The organism is Kocuria sp. UBA1838, assembly GCF_002338785.1.
Lineage (GTDB): Bacteria > Actinomycetota > Actinomycetes > Actinomycetales > Micrococcaceae > Kocuria > Kocuria marina.
In genome coordinates, this window is record NZ_DDIY01000017.1 from 166,978 (window position 1) to 185,069 (window position 18,092).

At 69.7% G+C, this 18,092-nt stretch carries 16 protein-coding genes; 12 read left to right on the forward strand and 4 right to left on the reverse strand.

The window, feature by feature from the left end:
- The first annotated feature begins 147 nt into the window (after positions 1 to 147).
- The 5 genes from manA to B3I25_RS09870 all read left to right on the forward strand — a co-directional run bounded on the left by manA (position 148) and on the right by B3I25_RS09870 (position 4,642).
- Complete coding sequence (gene manA, locus B3I25_RS09850; protein WP_286738773.1) at positions 148 to 1,347, forward strand: mannose-6-phosphate isomerase, class I; 1,200 nt, start codon at positions 148 to 150, stop codon at positions 1,345 to 1,347.
- A gap of 54 nt (positions 1,348 to 1,401) precedes the next feature.
- On the forward strand, positions 1,402 to 1,995 hold the full coding sequence (locus B3I25_RS09855) for a TetR/AcrR family transcriptional regulator (protein ID WP_286738774.1): 594 nt from the start codon (positions 1,402 to 1,404) through the stop codon (positions 1,993 to 1,995).
- A gap of 199 nt (positions 1,996 to 2,194) precedes the next feature.
- Positions 2,195 to 2,857 (forward strand): SDR family oxidoreductase, encoded by a 663-nt coding sequence (locus tag B3I25_RS09860; protein WP_098055097.1) that lies wholly within the window; start codon positions 2,195 to 2,197, stop codon positions 2,855 to 2,857.
- Positions 2,858 to 3,101: 244 nt separating this feature from the next.
- Positions 3,102 to 3,440, forward strand: coding sequence for an acylphosphatase (locus B3I25_RS09865; protein WP_098055095.1), 339 nt, complete (start codon positions 3,102 to 3,104; stop codon positions 3,438 to 3,440).
- Between the two features lie 59 nt (positions 3,441 to 3,499).
- Entirely contained in the window at positions 3,500 to 4,642 is a 1,143-nt protein-coding gene (locus tag B3I25_RS09870) for a di- and tripeptidase (RefSeq protein ID WP_286738775.1), read from the forward strand.
- 204 nt (positions 4,643 to 4,846) lie between these two features.
- On the opposite strand, the gene purB is transcribed toward B3I25_RS09870, so the two are convergent.
- The gene (gene purB, locus B3I25_RS09875) at positions 4,847 to 6,280 is read right to left on the reverse strand and encodes an adenylosuccinate lyase (RefSeq protein WP_404821111.1); all 1,434 of its coding nucleotides are present in this window, start codon (positions 6,278 to 6,280) and stop codon (positions 4,847 to 4,849) included.
- Between the two features lie 182 nt (positions 6,281 to 6,462).
- On the opposite strand from purB, the gene B3I25_RS09880 reads away from it, so the two are divergent.
- The 6 genes from B3I25_RS09880 to B3I25_RS09905 all read left to right on the forward strand — a co-directional run bounded on the left by B3I25_RS09880 (position 6,463) and on the right by B3I25_RS09905 (position 14,176).
- Entirely contained in the window at positions 6,463 to 6,882 is a 420-nt protein-coding gene (locus B3I25_RS09880; RefSeq protein ID WP_064847428.1) for a hypothetical protein, read from the forward strand.
- Positions 6,883 to 7,061: 179 nt separating this feature from the next.
- Positions 7,062 to 9,095 (forward strand): hypothetical protein, encoded by a 2,034-nt coding sequence (locus B3I25_RS09885; RefSeq protein WP_143470083.1) that lies wholly within the window; start codon positions 7,062 to 7,064, stop codon positions 9,093 to 9,095.
- A gap of 44 nt (positions 9,096 to 9,139) precedes the next feature.
- The gene (locus B3I25_RS09890) at positions 9,140 to 10,300 is read left to right on the forward strand and encodes a histidinol-phosphate transaminase (protein ID WP_064847426.1); all 1,161 of its coding nucleotides are present in this window, start codon (positions 9,140 to 9,142) and stop codon (positions 10,298 to 10,300) included.
- Between the two features lie 94 nt (positions 10,301 to 10,394).
- Complete coding sequence (locus B3I25_RS09895) at positions 10,395 to 11,576, forward strand: thiamine pyrophosphate-dependent enzyme (RefSeq protein WP_193519033.1); 1,182 nt, start codon at positions 10,395 to 10,397, stop codon at positions 11,574 to 11,576.
- Complete coding sequence (locus B3I25_RS09900) at positions 11,573 to 12,547, forward strand: alpha-ketoacid dehydrogenase subunit beta (protein WP_064847424.1); 975 nt, start codon at positions 11,573 to 11,575, stop codon at positions 12,545 to 12,547. The genes B3I25_RS09895 and B3I25_RS09900 overlap by 4 nt, the downstream gene beginning before the upstream one ends.
- A gap of 54 nt (positions 12,548 to 12,601) precedes the next feature.
- Positions 12,602 to 14,176 (forward strand): dihydrolipoamide acetyltransferase family protein, encoded by a 1,575-nt coding sequence (locus B3I25_RS09905; RefSeq protein WP_064847423.1) that lies wholly within the window; start codon positions 12,602 to 12,604, stop codon positions 14,174 to 14,176.
- A 3-nt stretch (positions 14,177 to 14,179) separates the two neighbouring features.
- Here the strand turns inward: B3I25_RS09905 and B3I25_RS09910 are convergent, their stop codons facing one another.
- Positions 14,180 to 14,845, reverse strand: a complete 666-nt coding sequence (locus B3I25_RS09910; protein ID WP_082943480.1) for a DNA-3-methyladenine glycosylase I — start codon at positions 14,843 to 14,845, stop codon at positions 14,180 to 14,182.
- Between the two features lie 219 nt (positions 14,846 to 15,064).
- Here B3I25_RS09910 and B3I25_RS09915 point away from each other — a divergent pair, with 219 nt between their 5' ends.
- Positions 15,065 to 15,703 carry a hypothetical protein gene (locus B3I25_RS09915; protein ID WP_143470079.1) on the forward strand — a complete coding sequence of 213 codons (639 nt, stop codon included), beginning with the start codon at positions 15,065 to 15,067 and terminating at the stop codon, positions 15,701 to 15,703.
- 58 nt (positions 15,704 to 15,761) lie between these two features.
- On the opposite strand, the gene B3I25_RS09920 is transcribed toward B3I25_RS09915, so the two are convergent.
- Together B3I25_RS09920 and B3I25_RS09925 are read right to left on the reverse strand one after the other, a co-directional pair.
- The gene (locus B3I25_RS09920; protein ID WP_286738779.1) at positions 15,762 to 16,787 is read right to left on the reverse strand and encodes a hypothetical protein; all 1,026 of its coding nucleotides are present in this window, start codon (positions 16,785 to 16,787) and stop codon (positions 15,762 to 15,764) included.
- On the reverse strand, positions 16,784 to 18,091 hold the full coding sequence (locus B3I25_RS09925) for a sensor histidine kinase (protein ID WP_260850456.1): 1,308 nt from the start codon (positions 18,089 to 18,091) through the stop codon (positions 16,784 to 16,786). The genes B3I25_RS09920 and B3I25_RS09925 overlap by 4 nt, the downstream gene beginning before the upstream one ends.
- Between the last annotated feature and the right edge of the window lies 1 nt (position 18,092).

The window sequence follows — 18,092 nt, forward strand, 5'->3', positions numbered from 1 at the left end:
GTGATGCTCTCGCCCACGATGCCGCGGACGTCGTACGCCTTGAATGATGAGGAAAGATCTGTGGTCACCGTCCCGATTCTACGTGAGCGGGATCGGTGAACCCCGGTAGTCCGGCGTTTTCCGGGGCGCTGTGGTTACATGTTCGACATGGCCGAGTTCTTGAGGATGACCAATCCGATCCAGCACTACGCGTGGGGATCGCGATCGGTCCTCGCCGGCATGCAGGGGCGCTCCGCACCCACCGAGGAACCCGAGGCCGAGCTGTGGATGGGTGCCCACGCGAGCGCTCCGTCCCGGGTGACCCTCGACGGGGTCCAGCGCGGCCTGGACGAAGTGGCCCCCGACCTGCCGTTCCTCCTGAAGATCCTCGCGATCGCGGCGCCGCTGTCCATCCAGGTGCACCCGTCCGAGGAACAGGCCCGTGAGGGGTTCGCGCGGGAGAACGCCGCGGGCGTCGCGCGGGACTCCGCGCACCGTAATTACAAGGACGAGCGCGCCAAACCGGAGACGGTCGTGGCGTTGTCACCCATGTGGTTGCTCGCGGGTCAGCAGGAACGGGCCGACCTGAAGCGCCTCGCCCGGGAACTAAACCTCCCGTGGCTCGTGGACGCCGCGGCGTCCGAGTGTCCCGTGCAGTACGCGCTCGAGCTCGACGACGACGCCGCTGCCGCCGCCGTGCGCGCGTGCGTCACCGCTGCGGATACCACCCCGGCCACCTCGCCCCGCGGCGAGGACGCGGACAAACCCCGGTTGTCCGCGGAGGCGGATCCCGTGGAACGCGCGACGCACCTGATCCGGTTGTTGACCCACCACTACCCGGGTGACCGGGGTCTGCTCGTGGCCCTGTGTATGAACATGGTGCACCTGGCCCCCGGCCAGGCCCTGTTCACCCCGGACCGACAGGTGCACGCGTACCTCAGCGGCACCGCGGTGGAGATCATGGGGTGCTCGGACAACGTGCTGCGCGCTGGTCTGACCGCCAAGCACGTGGACGTCCCGGAACTGCTGAGGGTCATGGCCACCGCCCAGCAACCCGTGAGCGTCCTGGAACCGCGCGAGGCCGAGGACGGCGTGGTGCGGTACACGCTGTGGGACCCCGCTCTCTCCCTGGCCGCGGTGCGCGTGAGCCCGCAGCGCCCCGTCACCCGGGAGCTCGCGGGGGTGTGCATGGTGCTCGTGACCGAGGGGGACGTGGAGGTCTCCGCGCGCTCTGCTGGTGACGCGGACGCGGAGGGTGCGCGAGCGACGTCGGGCGAGTCCCTGATCTGCCTGGAGACCCCGAGCACGGTGACCCTGAGCGGGGACGGGCGGGTGTTCCTCGTGGAGGCGGTTACGCCCGCGCGCTGAGGTTTTCGGGTCTCACCCTTTAGGTTGTCGCGTAATTTCCTGTTTGAGCGTTCAATGGATGGGCACCCTTTCTACGACCCTGATATTGGAGCGCACATGGACCGGCGGATCGAACGCACCCGTGCGGCCGTGGTGGAAGCCGCCGTCGAACTGGTCGCGCGCCGGGGCTCCCAGGTGGGGATGACCGAGATCGCGCAGGCCGCGGGGGTCAGCCGCAAGGCCGTGTACGAGAACTTCGGCTCGCGGGACCAGGTGCTGCTCGGCGCCACGCAATCCTTGCTGGCCCGCCTCCCCCTGGACCCGAGCGCCCTGCAGAACCGCGAGGCCAGTCCGCTGGACCTGGTCCTGCCCCCGCTCGTGGCGCACCTGGACGAGCACCAGGAGTTCTACCGGGCCATGCTGTGCGGGCCCGGTCCTTCCCTGGCACGTAGGGCGGTCGCGGAACACGCCATGACGGGTCTGCGCAGCCTCCGGGAGGATCGCGAGAGCGGGGAGGACCGCGGCGTCGTCGAGATCCGGGACCGGTTCGTGGTCCACGGCCTACTGGGCGTGCTCGCGGACGCACTCGCCGAACAGCAGGACGCAGACCTGTCGACCCTCGCCCGGGTGCTCAACGCGAGCCTCGCCAACGGCGGCCTCGAGAACTGAGGTCCCGCAGGGTGTGACGGGCCCGTGAGGCCGAGGCGTTCCGGCCCCGCCGGGCGCGGAGGACCCCCATATCGCGCGGCGGCAGGGGGACCGGGTGGGCCCCGGGGGTTCGGAATAATCCGCCGCTGACGCATGCTGTACTGGATGTCGGGGGCACGCGCTGTCCCCGCGACACCCGTTCCGACAGGAAGGACCCGCAATGTCCGAGATCACGATCATCGGTGGCCACGGCAAGGTGGCGCTGCAGCTGAGCCGATTGCTGTCCACGCAGGGGGACACCGTCAACGCGGTGATCCGCAAGCGGGAGCAGAGCCAGGACGTGGAGAACACCGGGGCAACACCGGTCGTCGCGGACGTCCAGGAGTTGGACGTTGAGGCCATGACGGAGCTGTTCTCCGGCCAGGACGCCGTCGTGTGGTCCGCGGGCGCGGGCGGGGGCGACCCCGAGCGCACGTACGCCGTGGACCGGGACGCCGCGATCCGTTCCATGGACGCCGCACAGGCCGCCGGCGTCAGGCACTACGTCATGGTGTCCTACATGGGCGCCGGGCAGGACCACGGGGTCCCCGAGGACAACGACTTCTACTCCTACGCGCAGTCCAAGGCGGACGCGGACGACCACTTGCGCGCGAGCTCCCTCGAGTGGACCATCCTGGGCCCCGGGACGCTCACCGACGACGACCCCTCGGGGGAGATCACGCTGGGCCGCGCCGGCAGCGACGACGAGAAGAAGACGGCACGCGGCAACGTGGCCCTCGTGGCCGCCCGGGCGCTCGCCGATCCGCGGGGCACCGCCGGGAAGTTCATCGAGTTCTCCGACGGTGACACACCGATCGCTGAGGCGCTCGAGAACCTGGGCTGACCTGGAGCCTTTGTCAGTCGTGATCGCCCGGTCCGTGGCGGGCCCCACCGGGGTCCGCGTGGGCCGGGCGATTTCTCACGCCCGGTCGCGGCAGATCGGGCCCCGCGAATCAGGCCCTGATGGTTCGGACTCCGGCAGCTCGGCCCCGGTGCCCGGTCCTGATAGCCGCTCCGGACCTGCGGGCCCTGTCTGCCGGGTGGCTGCGACCGGGGTCTTCCAGGCTGGGGTCTTCTAGGCTGGGGGCATGGAGATGCCGTCGATTCATCCCGCCGCGTCAGCCGGCCGCAATCAGGACAAGCTGGACCTGAACGAGACCATCGCCCTCACCGCCGTAGTGCACGGGACGGTGCAGGGCGTGGGGTTCCGCTACTGGTGCTGGCGCCAGGCCGAGAAACTGGGACTCGTGGGAAGTGCCACCAACAACCCGGACGGCACCGTGACCGTTGTGGCCGAGGGTCCGCGCTGGGCCGTGGGTGAGCTGCTGCAGGCGCTCATCTCCCGGGACACCCCCGGTGCGGTGATCACCGTGGACGAGCACTTCGGCCCGCCCACGGGGGCGTTCACCGACTTCAGCACGCACTGACCCGCGGGCGGAGTTCACCTGCCGTTGATCTGCGCTTCGTGGCGCGGCGCGCGGACATCGTGAACATGTCTTTCGTGCGCAGCGCGGACGATGTCGCGGATCTGCTGGAACAGCTGTCCGAGCTCGATGCCACGTCCATGGACGTGACCCTGAAGACCGAGACGGTGGGCGGTTTCGAGCAGCTGCCCATGATGTTGCTCGCGGCCATGCGGTGGCAGGACTCCGGGGTGAGCCGCGCGTGGGACGGGGCCGTGGCGGCGTCGTCGGCCGCGCGCATGATAGGCGCCGGGGGTCGGGCACACCGAAAGCGCTGCGCGCTGTGGAATAGTGGTGCTGATGTGTTCGGCGGTACCCGCCGAACACCCCCAACCCGTTTCGAGGAGTGGTCGTTGATGGACTTGAACCCCCTGAACAAGGCGTTCGACGAGAACGGCAAACCCAAGCCCGGTGTCAACAAGTTCCTGGACCATGTGCTGCGCATCCAACAGCCGTGGGTGGTCAAGGCGCTCAAGCGGGAGCGTGCGCAGCACCCCAAGGAGACGCCCGCCCAGATCGCCAAGCGTGCCGAGAAGCTCTACCTGCGCTCCGTGACCATGGGCGGCGGCGCCGTGGGTGCCACCGCGGCGGTCCCCGGGATCGGCACCATCGCGTCCCTCGGGCTGTCCTCCGCCGCCGTGGCGGGCTACCTGGAGGCTACGGCCCTGTACGCGCAGGCCATGGCCGAACTGCACGGGGTGGAGCCCAAGGACGAGCAGCAGAACCGGACCATGATCATGGCGCTCATGCTCGGCGAGGACGGGAGCGCGCTCATGGGCCAGTTGCTGTCCAGCTCGTCCGCGAGCAAGAGCCTCACGAGCAAGTGGGGCCTGATGCTCGGCAAGTCCCCGGACAGCTCCCAGCGCTTCGACGTGGGCCGCTCGATCCGCAACATGTTCGTCAAGCGGTTCCTGGCCCGCCAGTCTGGCGCGGTGCTGGGCCGCGCGCTGCCGTTCGGTCTGGGGGCCGTGGTGGGGGGCGGCGCCAACCTGGCCATGGCCCGCCAGGTCATCAAGGCCTCACGCGAGGCCTTCGGGGATTTCCCGGACGAGTTCCCGCCCAACCTTGCCCTGGGTGAGCGCGCGGAGAAGTTCGAGGACGGTTCCCCCGACGGTGATCGGAAGGAACTGGAGTCCGACGCGAAGGGCCGGAAGAAGCGCAAGTAGGGCGCACAACCCCGGGTGGGGTCATGCGGTGCCCGGCGGCGCTCGTGAGTTCCGCCGGGCCCCCCGAATACATCTGTGTCCCGAAACAGCACGTGATCACGCGTGGAGCGTGCTGTTCCGGGACACAGGTGTTTGGTGCTGCCTCGGCCCTGCCCGGAGCCGCTCCGGGGGCGGGACCGGGCGGCGTCGGGCCGGACCGGCGGCTCAGTCCAGGTAACGGTCCACGAGCTGCTCGGCCAGGCCCGTGTACTGCCCGGGGCCCAGCTCGCTCAAGCGCCGGGCGGTGTCCTCGGAGAGGCCGAGGCCCGCGATGAACTCGTGCATCCGGTCGGCGTCCACGCGGTGGCCGCGGGTGAGTTCTTTGAGCCGCTCGTAGGGGTTGTCCATGCCCTCGCGGCCCGCAATGGCCTCGGCGCGCATGGCGGTCTGCACGGCCTCGCCCAGGACCTCCCAGTTCTGGTCCAAGTCCTCGGCGAGCACCTCCTGCGCCACGTCCAGGCGGTCGAGGCCCTTGAGCACGTTGGACACCGCGAGCAACGAGTGACCGAACGCCACCCCGATGTTGCGCTGGGACGAGGAGTCCGTGAGGTCCCGCTGCCACCGCGAGGTTACGAGGGTTGCGGCGAGCGTGTCCAGCAGCGAACACGAGATCTCCGCGTTGGCCTCCGCGTTCTCGAAGCGGATGGGGTTGACCTTGTGCGGCATGGTCGAGGAGCCCGTGGCACCCTCCACCGGGATCTGGTGGAAGTAACCGATCGAGATGTAGGACCACACGTCCGTGCAGAGGTTGTGCAGGATCCGGTTGAACCGGGCCATGTCCGCGTACAGCTCGGCCTGCCAGTCGTGGGACTCGATCTGGGTGGTCAGCGGGTTCCACGTGAGCCCCAGGTGGCTCACGAAGGACCGGGAGGTCTCGGGCCAGTCCGTGTCCGGGGCCGCGGCGGTGTGCGCTGCGAACGTCCCGGTGGCGCCGTTGAGCTTGCCCAGGAACTCGGTGTCCGCCACGCGCTGCACCTGGCGGCCCAGGCGGTGCGCGAACACTGCGAGTTCCTTGCCCAGGGTCGTGGGCGTGGCCGGCTGGCCGTGGGTGTGAGACAACATGGGGGTGGCCTTCGCGTCCCGCGCCATCGTGGCCACCGCCGCGACCAGTTCGCGCGCCGCGGGCAACCACACGTGGTTGATCGCATCGCGGATGCCGAGCGCGTAGGAGAGGTTGTTGATGTCCTCGGACGTGCACGCGAAGTGCACGAGCGGCGTCAGGTGCTCGAGGCCGAGCCCCGGCAGCCTGCGCCCGATGTAGTACTCCACCGCCTTGACGTCGTGCACCGTGACGGCCTCGATCTCAGCCAGTTCCGCGACCGACGCGGCGTCGAAGTCCGCGACGATTGCGCGCAGACCGCTCTTTTGCTCATCCGAGAGGGGTTCCAGACCCGTGAGCGCTCGCTGCTCGCACAGGTGGATGAACCACTCGACCTCCACGTGCACCCGTTCGCGGTTTAGCGCCGCTTCCGAGAGGTAGTCCACCAGCACGGCGGTCTGGGGGCGGTAACGGCCGTCCAGCGGTCCCAGCGCGATGGCGGGTGACTGCTGGCTCAGGGCCACACGTCCGGAGGGGAGGGTCTGCGCGGTGTTCGACATGGCCCTCATTCTTTCACGCGCCGGGGCGCCCCTCGCCGCGGTGAACGTCCTGCACCGCGGTCCTCGGGATGGCCGAGCAGGGCGTGGATACACATGCTTCCGGGGCCGCCCGAGCACAGGATCGCCGTTCCCTAGCCTGGTCGCGTAGCGCCCGCGTGGTGGGGCGCGGGAAGGAACCGGTCATGTCACAAATCGCGAGCCCGGTGTTCCCGGGAACGTCCCCGTCGGCGGTCTCGGCGCTGGTCCACGAACGGCTCTGCCTCGTGGCACGTCATTACGACGACGCCGCGGAGCACCTCGCGGGGCTCGCCTCCCGGATCGCGTCCCTCGCGGAGACCCACGGTGCGTGGGAGGGCCCGGGTGCCAGGTCCTTCCGGGCCCGCGCCGATCGCCACGAGCAGGAACTGCGAGACGTTTCGCACCGCTGTCGTGAAACCGCTCAGCTCGTGCGGACGGGAGCGGCCGCGCTCGCGGAACGGGTCGCGGCTGTGGAGAGCATCGCCCAGGTGGGAGCTCCCATGGCCGCGGCACTGAGCACGGTGCTGGGCGTGGGACTCGCGATGGGTCACGCTGCGAGCGCGTCGTGGGGCGGGTCGCCGTGACCGCGGCGGCGCGGACGGTCCTGGGCTCGAGCACCGGATCTTCGGAGGACGCAGCTGTGCCGGCCGCGGGTGATGAACAGGCCGGGAGGTCGGCCGTGCCGGTGGCGGGAGGTGGCCCCGCCGCCGTGCCGGTTGCGGAAGATGCGGCCGCCTCGTCTCCGCGGGACACTGCCGTGAGCATGGAACACGGCGTGACCGAGGTCCACGGGCGGGCCGAGGACCTCCAGAGCGAATTGTTCACCCCTGGTTCCGGGGAACGCCCCACGCCGGACGGCCACGCGGACCCGGAACGGGTCGCAGCCGCCGCCGAGGGCGCGAGAACCAGCATGGAGGTCTTGGGTGGCGTCCCGGGCGGCACCGCGGTCATGGTGGACACGGACGTCATCTCGGGGATCGAGGGCTCGCTCACCGCGGTGGTCGAGACCGTGGGCGGCGTCCTCGCCGGGCTCGTCCCGGTCACCGCCGAACTGCACCTGTGGTCCCTCACGGGGCAACCGTCCCTGGCGGGTGCGGGGGCGCTCGCCGATCTCGTGAGCCGCGACCTGCTCGCGCAGATCGCCGCACTGGAGGCCTCTGCCGCGCGACTGGTTCTCGCACGGCAGAACTACGAGACTGTGGAGAGGGCATTGACGTCCCTCCTGGCGGGGCGGGTGTGGGGTTTGCCCCTGTACGGTGTGACCCGCCTTCTGGCCCGGGATTGCGGTCGGACCCTGGAAGACCTGGACGTCGCACTGGCTCGCGCGGGGATCGACTCACCGCACAAGTTCCTCGAGCGCGTCCAGCCGTGGCAGTACGGGCTCCTCATCCGGGGAGGTGGTCCGCGCGGGACCGACGCCCTCATCCGCGGGCCTGGCCTGGACGATCTCATGGATGGGCTGCTTCAGTACCCCGTCGTGCCCGGCGGGAGTGCCTCCGGGTCCCACACCGCCCCGGGAGCCGGTGCGGGCACCCCGGGAGCCGGTGCGGACGCACCAGGGCCCGGCGCCGTCGCGGCGGAGCCGGGCGGGAGAACCGGCGGTGCGGCGTCGTCGGCGCCGAGGCCCTTAACGCTGGGCCAGCACGCGCGAGCGCTGGCCGTGGGGTTGCTCACCGCGTACGGCAGGTCCGAGAAGACCACTGGGGGCGCGGGCGACCCGTGGCGGGATGCAGCGGGGGAGGAACCCGGGGTGCTCGGGGCCATGCTCGCGCCCGCCTCGGCCGCCGTGCTGTCGGTTTCTCTGGCGGGCATCGCGTGGTACACGCCGTATCGCAAGGGGCGCCGGTTGACCCCGGCAGAGGCCTTCGACCGCGGTGTGCCGGCTGCCCTGCGACCGGTGCTCGCCCCGCGCGCGTTACGCGAGGCACGCCGGGAGGTGTTCACCGGGGTGACCGCCGCGAACGCGGCCCGCCACCACATGACGGGCATGCCCGAGCGACCGCTTCCGGCGGGGGTGCGGCACGCGGGAGCCGTGCCCACCACGATCGCGGGGACCGCCGCGGCGCTCAAGGACGCCAAGAACATCGTCTCGGGCGCGGGCCCGGACGGGGCGCAGGTCGAGAACAGCACGGTCATGGTGCAGAAGGCCACGGACGGGAACGGGAGGACGGCGTACTCCGTGGTGCTGACCGGGACCGAGAAGTGGGAGGACAGTCCCGGCGTACATGATCTGAAGGGGATCGGGCAGGGCATCACGGCGCAACCGGACGCTGCACTCACCGAGCTGCCCCAGGCGCAGCGCATGGCCGTGCAGGCGCTGCAGGACGCGGGCATCCGCTCCGGGGACACCGTGGTGCTCACGGGCCACAGCCTGGGCGGGATCGACGCCGCTGGGCTGGCTGCCAACCGTGCGTTCCGTGAGCGTTATGACGTCGCCGCGGTCACCACGTTCGGTTCGCCCGTGGGGGACTTCGAGATCCCCGAGGGCACGTCCGTGATGGCGGTGGAACACGTGGACGACGTCGTGCCCACCCTGGACGGCGTGCCCAACCCGGATGCCGACCACCGATCCACGGTGCGCGTGAACACCCCCTATCAGGATGCGCTGACCCTGAAGCAGGGGTTCAGGGGGATCGGGGCGCATGAGATGTACGTGTACACGGTGGGCGCCCAGGGGATCACCGATTCGCGGCACCCGGTCGTGGTGGCCCATGAGCAGCGGCTCGCGGACGCGGTGCCCCATGGGCCCGGGACGCGCACCGAAACGTACGTCTACGAGGGACAGGAGGAACACTGAGGCACCGACGAAGTGGGGCGGTCCCTGGCGTTAGCATGGCAGCTATGGAAACTTCCACGCCCGCTCCCGGATCGCAGGGGTCACCGCAGCGGACCACGCGCGTTACGCCGCGGGCGGTACTCGGCAAGCTCCCCGCGTACGCCGCGGGCAAGTCGGCCGCCGGGATCCCCGGTCTCGTGGCCTACAAGTTGGCATCCAACGAGAACCCCTTCGGTCCCGTTCCGGCCGTGCGGGAGGCGCTCGCGTCCTTCGACGCCTACAACCGCTATCCGGATCCCGCCGCGAGCGCCCTGCGTGAGGCCCTGGCGCAGTACCTGGACGTCCCCGCGCAGGACGTCGTGGCCGGTGCGGGCAGCCTGGGCGCACTCAACCAACTGCTCGCGGCCTTCGCCGGTTCCGGGGAGGACGGTCGCCCGGACGAGGTGATCCACGCGTGGCGCTCGTTCGAGGCGTATCCGATCTCGGTGGGTCTGGCCGGCGCGCTCGGCGTGCAGGTGCCCAACCTCCCGGACGGCTCGCACGATCTTGACGCGATGGCCCGCGCCGTCACCGACCGCACGCGGGTCATCCTGCTGTGCACCCCCAACAACCCCACGGGCCCCAGCCTGCGTGACGACGCCGTGCGCGAGTTCCTGAAGCGGGTCCCGTCCCACGTGGTGGTCGTCGTGGACGAGGCGTACTGGGAGTTCCAGCGCGCCGAGGGCCTGGCCGACGGCATCGAGCTCTACCGTGATCACCCCAATGTGGTCTCCCTGCGCACGTTCTCCAAGGCCCACGGTCTGGCCGGGCTGCGGGTGGGTTACACCGTGGCCCAGCAAGAGGTCACGCAGTACCTGCGCCAGAGCGCGCCGGCGTTCAGTGTCACAGAGGTGGCCCAGCTCGCTGCGATCGCGTCCCTCACGAACATCGACCAGGTCGAGGAACGGGTCCAGCGGGTCGTGGACGAACGGGAGCGCGTGCTGCGCGGACTCGACGACCTGGGGTGGCAGTACCCGCCCACCCAGGCGAACTTCGTGTGGCTGCCCCTCGGGGAGCACGGCGAAGCGTTCTCCCAGCTGTGCGATCAGCACGCCCTGTCCGTGCGGCGTTTCGGTGCGGAAGGGGTGCGCGTGAGTTTCGGGGAGCCCGAGGCGAACACCCGGTTCCTGGAACTGTGCGCCGCGTTCCCGCACCCCAGCACCATGCCCCTGCCTGGGCAGCCCTGAGACCGTTACGAGTACCGAGACCCCCGCGCACGCCCGGATCGCCGTGACGGTGGCGAGACGGCAGGCGAGGACAGCGGAAGGACCGACACCACCCATGGCATCACGCACCCACGCAGGCGCCGTGCCCAGCACGCTCCCGCGTCACCAGATCCTGGACGAACAGGGGGCGATCGCGGACGATGCCCTGTTGTCCCCGTACGTCGCGGACGTCACGGTCGAACAGTTGCAGCACCTCTACCGTTCCATGACCGGGGCGCGGCGCGTGGACGAGGAGGGTACCTCGCTGCAGCGTCAGGGCCAGCTCGTGCTGTGGGTGCCCCTGCGGGGTCAGGAGGCCGCCCAGGTCGGTTCTGTGTGGCCCACGCTGCCCACCGACCGGATCTTCCCGTCCTACCGCGAACACGCCGTGGCCTTAGAACGCGGTGTGGCGCCGTCCGATCTGATGCGGTTGTTCCGCGGCATCACGGCCGGGGGCTGGGACCCGGAGAAACACAACCTGAACCTCTACACCATGGTGCTCGCCTCCCAGGTCCCGCACGCGGTGGGTTACGCCATGGGAACCGCCCTGGACCGTAAGGCTGCCCAGGATGCGGGCACTCCGCCGGAAACCGACCCGGAGGCCGTCATCGCGTACTTCGGGGACGGTGCGAGCACCGAGGGTGAGATCCACGAGTCTATGGTCTTCGCGGCGTCCTACGACGCCCCTGTGCTGTTCTTCATCCAGAACAACCAGTGGGCCATCTCGGTCCCGTTCGCGACCCAGTCCCGCGTGCCCCTGGCCACGCGCGCGGCCGGTTACGGCTTCGAGGGGTTGCGCGTGGACGGCAACGACATCCTGGGCGTCGTCGCGGCCACGCGGTACGCGCTCGAGAAGATCCGCGCGGGAGAGGGTCCCGTGCTGATCGAGGCGGAGACCTACCGCATGGGGGCCCACACCACGGCGGACGATCCCACCAAGTACCGCGAACGGGACGAGGAAGAGCAGTGGGGCCACCTGGATCCCGTGGACCGGCTGCGGGCCCACTTGCGGGACGCCCACGGGGTCGAGGACGAGTTCTTCGAGGCCGTGGCGCGCGAGAACGACGAGATCGCGCAGCGCATGCGCGCGGACGTCCTGGCCATGACCCCGCCCCGGTTCGAGGACTCCTTCGCCAAGGCGTACGCCGAGCAGCATTCACTGGTGGACGCCGAACGCGCCGAGTACCTGGACTACCAGGCGGGCTTCGCACCCCAGGACGAGATGGACGACCACGACACCCGAGGAGCCGGCGCGTGACACAGCTGACCGTGGCCAAGGCCATCAATGCCGGGCTCGCACGGGCCATGGAGGAGAACCCCAAGGTCATGCTCATGGGGGAAGACATCGGCTCCCTGGGCGGCGTGTACCGCGTGACCGAGGGGCTAAAATCCAGGTTCGGTGCGCACCGCGTGCTGGACACACCCCTCGGTGAGGCGGGGATCGTGGGCACCGCGGTGGGCCTCGCCGAACGCGGGTACCGGCCCGTGTGCGAGATCCAATTCGACGGGTTCACGTTCCCGGCGTTCAACCAGATCACGACCCAGCTGGCCAAGATCCACGCCCGTTCGGACGGGCAGCTCACGGTTCCCGTGACGATCCGCATCCCGTACGGAGGTGTGATCGGCTCCGTGGAACACCACTCGGAATCCCCGGAGGCGCTGTTCGCCCACACGGCGGGACTGCGCTTGCTCGCGCCGTCGAACGCGCAGGACGCCTACTGGATGTCGCAGCAGGCCATCGCGTGCGACGACCCCGTCATCATCTTCGAACCCAAGCGCCGGTACTGGCTCAAGGGCGAGGTGGACGAGAAGACTTCCCCGGGGGACCCGTTCAAGGCCTCCGTGATCCGCGAGGGTGAGGAAGCCACGATCGTGGCGTGGGGACCGCTCGTGCCGGTGGCGCTCGCCGCCGCCGAGGCCGCCCGGGAGGACGGGCGCAGCGTGGAGGTCATCGACCTGCGCAGCCTGTCACCCATCGACTTCGACACCGTCACGGCGTCCGTGCGCAAGACGGGTCGCCTGGTGATCGCCCACGAGGCCCCCACGTTCGGTGGTCTGGGCGGGGAGATCGCCGCGCGCGTCACCGAGCGTGCGTTCTACTCGCTCGAGGCTCCCGTGCTGCGCGTGGGCGCCTACCACCTGCCCTATCCTCCCGCAGCCGTGGAGGAGAACTACGTCCCGGATCTGGACCGGGTGCTCGAAGCACTCGACCGGTCCTTCGCCTACTAGAGCATCCACCCCACCGTGATCCGGCGCGGACACGGTGGCCCGGAGGGAGAAGTCATGTCCCAGGTATTCACACTGCCCGACGTGGGTGAGGGTCTGACCGAGGCCGACATCGTGGCCTGGAAGGTGTCCGAGGGGGACACCGTGTCCGTCAACCAGGTGCTCGTGGAGATCGAGACCGCCAAGTCCGTGGTGGAGCTGCCCTCGCCGTTCGAGGGCACGGTCCAGGAGATCCTTGTCGCGGAGGGGGACACCGTGGAGGTGGGCACGCCCATCATCTCCGTGAGCTCCGCCGACGACGCTCCCGCCGGTGCCACTGACCCCGGCTACACGGGTTCCGCCCCGGAGGACGGTCTGGCCGTCGCCCCCGCGCCAGACACCGCCGCGTCGACCGGTGAGGACGCCACGTCCGGTTCGGGGCGCAGCATGGACTCCGCCCAGGGCAAGGCCCTCGTGGGCTCGGGGCCCAAGGCGGACCCGGTGCGTCGGCGGCGTCGTACCCGCGTGGGCATGCGCACGGACGCCGAGGCGCCCCAGGGTCTGAGCGCCTCGACCTCCCGCGCCGACGACGCCGCGGGGCCGGCCGACGAGCGCAAGCACGGTTGGGCGGACCGGTTGTCCCGCACGGGACTGGGAAGTGCCGCCGTGGACCTCGCGGAGAAGGCCGGGAAGATTCGGGACCGCGGGGAGTCCTGGTTGAAGTCTCGGGACGAGGGTGCCGAACAGGGGCCCGCCTCGGCGTCGATCCCGCGCCGTCCGAACCTGGCCAAGCCCCCGGTGCGCAAGGCGGCCAAGGAGATGGGCATCGATCTCGCGGACGTGCAGGCCACCGGCGACGGCGGCCAGGTCACCAAACGCGACCTGCTCGCCTACGCGGCACACCTGCGCGAGGTGGAGGACGGCCCGGACACGTTCTGGACCCACACCGGCCAGCCGGCCAACGTGCGGGAGGAACGCATCCGCGTCAAGGGCGTGCGCAAGGCCACCGCCCAGAACATGGTCAAGTCCGCCTTCAGCGCGCCCCACGTGTCGATCTTCGTGGAGGTGGACGCCTCACGGACCATGGAGTTCGTCAAGCGGCTCAAGCAGTCCCCGCACTTCGAGGGTGTGAAGGTCACGCCGCTGTTGATCCTGGCCAAGGCCGTGATCTGGGCGGCCGCCCGCAACCCGCAGGTCAACGCCACGTGGACCGACACCGAGATCATCATCAAGCGCTACATGAACCTGGGTATCGCCGCGGCCACGCCCCGGGGTCTGCTGGTTCCCAACATCAAGGACGCGCAGGACCTCAGCCTCCGGGAGCTGGCGATCGCGCTGCACGAGTTGACGCAGACCGCGCGCGCCGGGCGCACCCAGCCGGGGGACATGCAGGGTGGGACGCTGTCCATCACGAACATCGGTGCGCTGGGCATCGACACGGGAACCCCCATCATCAACCCCGGTGAAGCCGCCATCGTGGCCTTCGGGACCATCAAGCAGAAGCCGTGGGTCGTGGACGGGGACGTCATCCCGCGGTGGATCACGACCCTGGGGGGTTCCTTCGATCACCGCGTGGTGGACGGTGACCTCTCCGCGCGGTTCATGGCGGACGTGGCCCGCATCCTCGAGGAACCCGCTCTGCTGCTTGACTGATGCTCAGCCGCCGTCGCCCGGCTCCGTGCGGAAGCACCCGGCGAGGTGGCCCGGTGCCCGGCCGATGCGCTGCAACCATCGGTAGGCGGTGACCGGGCCCACCAGCACGATGCCGTGGGATCGCAGCACCTGGGACAGTCGGCGGGACTCCGTGGAACTGTCCGGGAGTTCCAGCGCGTTGTCCGGCGCCGCTTCCGGGGCGTCACCCGGGAAGGGCACCCCGGCCTCCTCGAGCAGCGCGAGCCACCGGTCCATGTCCCAGTCCCGGCACACCTCCGCGTTGTGGATCACGGCCTCGATCTTGGCGCGGTTGCGGATGAGTTCGGCGTTGACGAGGAGGTCGTCCACGTCGTCCTCGTCGAACAGGGACACGCGGGCGGGTTCGAGATCGGCCATGTGGAGGTACCACGAACCGTGGCGCGCGGACTGCGACCACCGGGCCAGCCCCGAGTCCACGAGTTCCAGGGTGAGCGTGGCGAAGTACTCGTCCGCGCTCGAGGGGGCCGTCCCCCAGTCGTGATCGTGATCCGCGAGCGCCCCGGGTGTGCTCACGGCCCACGGGCAGCGCCCCAACCCGTCCCCGCAGTGCACCACCCGGAAGGCGGTGTGGGGCGTGGAATGTGAGGTGTCCTGGGCATCTGCCGAGGTGGTCTCCGATGAAGTCGTCATGGCAGCACGCTAGGGCGGGTGGTGTCCTGTGATCCGCGCTCGCGGGCCCCCGGGTATCACCGGCGTGTGAACCCGCCCGGCGGGCGCGCTGTGCAGGGCGATTGCCGCGGGGCGGGACCGTCGTGGATGAGGCGGGTACATGGTGGGCGGGGCCGGTCCATGGCGGGGTCCGGCCGGTGCGGGGGGGGGTGCTACAACTACAGCTTTTCCCAATTCGCGGTGGGTACGGACGCGAACGGGCTGACGGGCACAGCCATCTCGCAGGTGAACGCGCCGTCCGTCACGGTCACCACGAGAGTTGTCCGTGGCGGCAAAGCTGAGGCGGTGAATCCGCGCAGTGTCGGCCCGTCAACCGGGATGTACAGTTCGAAGTTCAACGGCAAGATGGATTACCAAGGCGAGCAGAACGGCTACCCGACGAGCACAGCCCCTTATCCCATCTCCGGGCTCACCCAGGCATCTCCCGGGCTCGTGCTGAACATCGGGTACAACACGACCACCAGGGTGACGTTCGAATTCCCGGTCCCACTGACGTCGGCGAGCATCACCATCCTGGACATCACCCGGTCAAACAGCACCCTGTCGAGTGGCGCATACCAGTACACAGACACCGCGATGATGGATCAACCCTGGGTCATGACGGGGGACTTGACGTCCGCCAACGCGACGAGGGGTGCTGCGGGCGCCACCTTTTTTCGTTCGGCGGAGTACGTAAGTTCACAGACGAAAACGGTACGGAACGTCAGGAGCACGAATATGACATCGCGGTTCTCGTCCCTGACCTTCACCTATACGGCGCCGGTCGCGGGCGGGTGGGAATTCCTCGCCATTCCCAGCATCAGCTTCTGCGTGGCCTGACCGGGAGACGCAGCGCCGCGGCGTCGTCGTGCGGAATGCACGCTCGAGGCATCCGGGTTCAGAAAACGGAAACGGCCCCCGTGCCGTCCGCGATCTCCACGGCCACGGGATCGGCGTCCGGGTCTTGGGAGTCGTGGACGATGAACACCGCGGTGGGGTCACCCGGGGGCAGGGCCCGCACGGTCACGGCGCCGGAGCGGGCGTCCGCGAGGATCGCCGAGAGCTGCTGCGTGGTGGCTTCCAGAACCTCGGGCGACGGAGCACTGCCGCGCTCGTCCAGGATGTCCACGGTGATCCCCCGGGCACGTGCCGCGCGGGTGAGCTCCAGGATGTAGGGCGTCGCGATGGAGCGACCGCGGATGCTGTCCCGCAGTTGGGCCTCGGTGAGGCGGAACTGCTGGACGTCGTAGTCGGTCACCTCGGAGGAATCCTTGGCGATCTGCTCCAGCAGCCCACCGGCCAACCGGCGGACCTCGTCCACCCGCCGGTTGGAGGCGTAGCGCATCCCCTTCTCGGCCTCGTCGCGGCTGCGCGCGGTGGCCAGTAGGCGCTGGGTGTCCTGTCTGCGCCGCATGAAGAAGTCGTACTGCCGCTCGACCATCCACGTCACGAGCACCACGGCGATGCCCACCACGTGATATGCCTCGATGGGCATGATCACCCCGTTGACCACGGGCCACCGGCTCACGGACAACACCGTGACACCGAGCCACACCGCGAAGGCCCAGCCGGGGCGGCGTCGCATCCCCAAGCCGAACAACAGGGCGATAAACCCGAGATGGAACCACGGGGTCTGTCCCGCCTGCAGCGTCACGGGGGTCGCGGCGTAGCCCTGCTGAGCGGCCACCAGGAACAGGACGGACGTCAACGCGGTGGGGAGCAGGGGGAACTGGGAACCGTCCCAGCGGGGTAGCGCGATGATGGACCCGGCCAGCGCGTAGTTCACCACGGACACGGCCAACTGCTCGGGTCGGATGGAATCCTGGAGGTAGCCCACGGCGGCCACGAAGGGTGCGCAGAATGCCGCCAGCAGGATGAAGCGCATGTAGCGGTGGGCGAAGACCGCGCGCGTGGACCCGCTCATGCCGTCACGTCCTTGGGCCACACCAGCGTCACACGCGTCCCACGCCCCGGTGCGGTGTCCAGGGACACTCGTCCGCCGATGGACTCAAGGTTCTCCACGATGGACACGCGCACCCCGAGCCGCCGGTTGGGGACGTCGTGGTAGTTGAAGCCCCGGCCGTCGTCACTGATCGTGAACCGCAGGAAGAAGCCCTCGGGATTGGTCCCGCTGGCGGGGCACAGCTCACCCTCCATCGACACGGTCGTGTACTCACTGCCCGAGTGCCGGGCGCTGTTGGACACCGCTTCCGTCACGGCCTGGGTCAAACCGTGCGCCACGTCCGCGGGAACGAATACCCGCGGTTCGCCCACGGGCCGCATGGGTGCCCGCAGATTGGTGAATCGCACACGTGCGCGCCACGGGGCGAGGGCCTCCATGAGCTCGTCCATGAGCACGTGGACCATCACGGTGTGGTTCGCGGAGGAGCGGTCGGACTCCTCGGCCAGGATGTCCAGGGCCCGTGCGGCGAGCTGGCGCGTGCGCTTGGGTAGGACACCCCGGGTGCGGGACGCGTCCAGCAGGGCGGCCATCACGTTGTCGTGGATCAACCGGTCGATCCGCTCCTGGTCGGCGGTCTCCGAACGGCTGCGCCGCAGCGCGAGCGTCTGCGACAAGGCCTCGGCGTAGGCGATGTCCATGCGCTCGACACCGTGCTTGCCGGCGGTGAGGACCACCACGAGCATGAGGCTGAACACCATGCGGGAGAGTCCCGCCGTGAGCCATGACTCCGGGATGGGCTCCGCGGTGATGAGCAGGGCGGAGATCAGGGCGTACACGCCCTCGTTCATGATCATGTACAGGATGGCGGCCGTGGGGCTCCACAGCACCGCCGCCGCTCCCACCGCCAGGATGATGAACCCCGAGATCCAGGGGTTCTGGGGCATGGGCTCACCCGTCCACGCGAGCGGCAGGGCCAGGATGGCCGCGGAGACCACGGCCGTGTAGGCCAGGAACACCCAGGGGCGCACGGAATGGCGCAACCCGTAGAACAGGGTGAGGCCGGGGAGCACCGCGAGCGCCAACAGGAAGATCGTGTACCACCCGTGGAGGGAGTGCTGCTGTTGCGCGAAGATGGGCAGCGCCTCGATCAGGTGGGTCACGGCGAACACGCCGAAGCCGATCATCGCGAACCAGTGGGCGCGGTAGGTGTTCAGCCCGAGCTCGTCCGGGGCGGTGGTCGCGAAGAAGCGCTTCCACCGCAACCGCGTGTTGACCGTCCGGTAGGAGCGGGCCCGGCCCTCCGGTGGCCTCCCCAGCAGGATCACG